This is a genomic window from Cellvibrio sp., assembly GCF_053579595.1.
Genome location: NZ_JBRFPI010000410.1, coordinates 1 through 3800 on the forward strand (window position 1 = coordinate 1; position 3800 = coordinate 3800).

The 3800-nt window shown below is 47.9% G+C and carries 3 protein-coding genes; all 3 read right to left on the reverse strand.

Features of this window, described 5'->3' with window-relative positions; translation table 11 throughout:
- Positions 1 to 93 precede the first annotated feature (93 nt).
- Positions 94 to 1254, reverse strand: a complete 1161-nt coding sequence (locus ACWA6V_RS18705; RefSeq protein WP_449523913.1) for a DUF1624 domain-containing protein — start codon at positions 1252 to 1254, stop codon at positions 94 to 96.
- 5 nt (positions 1255 to 1259) lie between these two features.
- A complete protein-coding gene (locus ACWA6V_RS18710; RefSeq protein ID WP_449523914.1) occupies positions 1260 to 3305 on the reverse strand; it encodes a TonB-dependent siderophore receptor in 2046 nt (681 codons plus the stop codon).
- A gap of 150 nt (positions 3306 to 3455) precedes the next feature.
- A partial coding sequence (locus ACWA6V_RS18715; protein WP_449523915.1) for a GTP-binding protein occupies positions 3456 to 3800 on the reverse strand: 345 nt, incomplete at its 5' end.

Genomic DNA, 3800 nt, shown 5'->3' on the forward strand with positions numbered 1-3800 from the left:
GAGTACAGCGGGATCTTGATCGATTGCCCAATCGGTAGTGTTCATGGTGGTGTTTGCTAATGCAGTCATCGCCAACTCCTGTGTTTATTCAGGCTATAAATATTTTATCCAGCGGTAGGTCGAACGGCGTTTGTAAGCCGCAAACAGTGCCGTTGGCCAATATAAAAAAAGCGCTAACACCACACTGATTAACCAAATGCTGTAAATGGAATCCACACCAAAATAACTGCCTTGGTTCGCGCCATAAAATGCAAAAAGTAGCATATAAATAAACAGCAGAACATACAAATGCAGTAGATAAAAAAACAAGGGCGCCGCGCCAAATTGGGATAGCTCACTGACAAAACGCGCCGTGTTAAACCGCTCTAACCACGCCAAAGCCAATGCCATAACGCCCAGCGTAAGCAATAAGAAATCTAACGAGGGTGGATATTTGGTGAAATTAAAAAATGACATGAGCGTGTGTACAGGCGATGCAAGTGTTTGCCATGGCAAGGTTTCACCATAGAGATTGAAACCACGCAAAACCAGGAGTAATAGCAAACTGCAAATCCCTGCACTTATCAACCAGGTTGTGCGCTGCGCAGCAGGCATTTGCTTGTCAAACAATGGGCCCGCACAATAACCCAGCAGAATCACACCAATCCAAGGCAATAACGGGTAGCTGACTTTTATGGCAATCCAATCGGTTTGTATCCAATAGTTGCGGTCATGCAAAATGGTCCACAATGAATAGCCCCATTCATCCACTGAAAATTGAATGGGCGTGAGCAGATTGTGTAGCGCGATTATGCCAACAGCGAGAAGCCACTGGGCGATGCGCGGCATTTTTACCAGAAGCGCCAAGGCCAACATACTTAAACCAATTGCCCAGATCACTTGCAAATAAATCGTGTTGAAATTTCCCATCCAGGAAAAGGTGACTAGCGTGAATTCCAGCACGATCAATAACAGCCCGCGCTTAAGCAAAAAAATGCTAACGCTTTCTCCACGCGCCGATTGTTGATACAACCAAGCCGACAAGCCAGTGAGAAAAACAAATATAGGCGCGCAAAAATGCGCGGCCAAACGGCTAGCAAATAATGCGGGTTCTGTGGATTCCACATCCATGGGATCACTCACCTGACGATGCAAAAAAAATCGCTCGCGCACATGGTCAAGCAACATGATCAACATCACCAGACCGCGCAGCGCATCAATGCTTTTAATGCGCTGCGAATCAGCGGTTTTTAATTCAATAACCGGCGTTGTCATCGCGATTAAAACTCAAATTTGACGCTTGCACGCACCGCGCGCGGCTCGCCCGGTAAGGTCCACAGTGGCGAGTAGGAGTTATATATGTAGACTTCATCGAACAGGTTATCCACCACTAACTCGGCACTCACGCCGCGTGTGATATCCATATCACCAAAGAGCGACACCAGCGTGTAAGACGGCAAACGGTAATCCGGATTCACTGTATCGCCCAAACGTGAACTGATGTAACGCGTGCGAACACCCACGGATGCATTGCGTTGCGCAATTGAAAAAGATTGTTTGAGCGAGAGCATCAAGCTGTGATCAGGCACATTCACCAGCGGGCTGCCCTCTGGCACCAGTACACCCCAATCAATATTAACGCTGTCGGTAAGCGAGCGAGTATCCAAATACGCATAAGAAAGAATCATGCTCAGATCATCGGTAATATTTCCGGTCGTATCCAATTCGAAACCGGTCGAGCCCGCTTTGCCAAGTGCAGCAGAAAATCCGGCATTGACCGGATCGGTCGTTAGCATATTGGTTTTTTCTGCATCAAAAACCGCAGCGGTAATTTGCCAATCTTGCCAAAAAAGTTTTGCTCCCAACTCAACCGACTTGCTCTCTTCCGGATCAAAAGCGCTGCCATAGGCATCGGTTCCACTTTGCGGCACAAAGCCTTCTGAATAGCTTGTGTAGATATTCAGCCAGGGTGCCGCTAAAAATACCAATCCTGCGCGCGGTGATACACGCGAATCCTCAGCAGCATTAAATTTGTTGGCGATTTGTTCATGAATTTTTTGTTCGTAATCATCCACCCGCGCACCGAGCAAAGCGCGCCAGCGGCTTGATAATTCCACTTGATCTTGCAGATAAATACCTACCGCTTTTTGCGTTTCCTGATTAGCATAAAGCGGGTTCACAGTACCCGGCTGTGCAACACCATATTGCGGGTTATAGATATCCAATACATAGCTGCCTTTAGGTCCACGATAGCGGCCAAGGAGCGTAAATAAATCATAATCATAAGCATCGACACCCAACATCAGATTGTGCGTGAGCAAACCCGTGGCAAGGCTGCCGCTCACTTCAGCGCGCACACTTAAATCCTCCGAGTCGTAATCGCGATAGCGGCGTTGGCGAGTGAGCAGGCCAGTGCCGTCATACAATGATTGGCGCCCGCGCGCCAATTCTGCATCGGATGAAAAACCATTTAATTCCGATTCGCGATAACCAATACCCGATGTAAATGTCCAATCATTCGCAAGGGTTTGTTGATAAGTGAGTTGATGGCCGGTGGCCGAAATGCGTGTAAGCCCATCGCCCGGTTCACCCAGGTAGCGACTGCGTGGCACGGTTTCAAAATCATTATTCAATACAACATAACCGCGATCAAATAATTGATCTTGTTTGAGATACTCGGCCTCATACAACAGTGATGCGTTGTTATCAAACAGGTATTTGAGCGAAGGTGTGACTACTTGTTTATCGCTTTCCACATAATCGCGATAACTTTTAAAATCCTGCACGGCGCCATTAATACGCAACGCGAGTTTGTCGCTCACACCATTGGTGTAATCGCCCTCCAAACGGTATTGATCAAAACTACCGCCGGTCATTTTTACATAACCTTCTTGAGTAAACTCTGGCTTGCGCGTGATGATATTAATGGTTCCGCCGGGTTCACTGCGCCCATAAAGTGCGGAACCGGGGCCTTTTAATATTTCCACTTGTTCGATATTAGAGGTATCGCGATGACCACTGAAACCGCGCCCGGCGTTAAAGCCATTAATTAAATAATTCGAGGGCATATTTTCGTTGCCAGGAAAACCGCGCAGCGAAAAACTGTCCCACAATCCACCACCATCATTCTGGCGCGAGATGCCGGCGGAATAATCGAGTACATCCTGAAAACGGTTGATCGCACGATCGGCAAACACCGATTGATCGATCACCTGAATTGCTTGCGGCAATTCGGCCGATGGCACATTGCCGCGATAGGCCTGGTGACTGGTTACCAAAACCTCTTCAATTTCTTCGGGCGCGGCGGCGAACAATGCTTGTGACATAAAAAGCATTGGCGCAGAGATGCCGCAGGCAAGGGCAATAAGTGATCGTTTAGCAAATAATGGACAAGCAAATAACAACATCAACGTGATTCCACAATAATCAAAAGTTAGCCAAGGGGCGTAAATTCAGTTCTGCTTTCAGTACATGTGTCAGTGCGCGTGACCTTGCGTCCAGGTGGGAAATGGATCAGGTAATGTTTTCCAATACTCCTGGCCTTTTAATACGTCCTCTTCGCTGAGCAAACATTTATCAAGCTGCGCGGTAACAAATTCTTTATCCAGATTTTGACCAATAAACACCAGCTCCTGACGCATATCGCCGAAGGGCTCTACCCATTTATCCATAATGTAATTCACATGTTCTTCATCTTCTGGCCAGCGCTCTTTAGGAATGGCCTTCCAGAACATTCCGGCCGCGCCGTGTTGCGCGATGCCGCCCGCCTGGCTCCACTGGCCTGCCCATTGCGGGCGCGATGCCAGCCAGAAAAACCCTTT

Coding starts and splice junctions, on each gene's coding strand:
- ACWA6V_RS18705 (WP_449523913.1), bottom strand. CDS start 1,254: ATGACAACGCCGGTTATTGAATTAAAAACCGCTGATTCGCAGCGCATT.
- ACWA6V_RS18710 (WP_449523914.1), bottom strand. CDS start 3,305: ATGTCACAAGCATTGTTCGCCGCCGCGCCCGAAGAAATTGAAGAGGTT.